At 68.0% G+C, this 231-nt stretch carries 1 protein-coding gene; it reads left to right on the top strand.

Annotation, left to right across the window (positions count from 1 at the left end):
• A partial coding sequence (locus ADL25_RS20895) for a DUF2637 domain-containing protein (RefSeq protein ID WP_159044967.1) occupies positions 1-231 on the top strand: 231 nt, incomplete at both ends.

The raw sequence follows: 231 nt of genomic DNA, 5'->3' as shown, positions 1-231 counted from the left end.
TGATCCCCGTGCTGTTCGTGGTCGCCGTCGAGGCGGCCCGCCACGCGATCGGCCGGATCGCGGACATCACGGCGGACAAGCACATGGAGGGCGTCCGCCCCACCCGCTGGCTGCTCTCCCCCATACCCACCCTCCTGCTCTGGCGCCGGATGAAACTGTGGGAGCTCCGCTCCTACGACCAGGTCATCAAGCTGGAACAGGAACGTCTCGTCTACCAGGCCCGCCTGCGCT

Origin of the sequence: Streptomyces sp. NRRL F-5122 (assembly GCF_001507435.1) — a bacterium.
In the GTDB taxonomy this organism is placed as follows: domain Bacteria; phylum Actinomycetota; class Actinomycetes; order Streptomycetales; family Streptomycetaceae; genus Streptomyces; species Streptomyces lannensis.
This window is presented reverse-complemented; position numbering and strand designations above follow the sequence as displayed.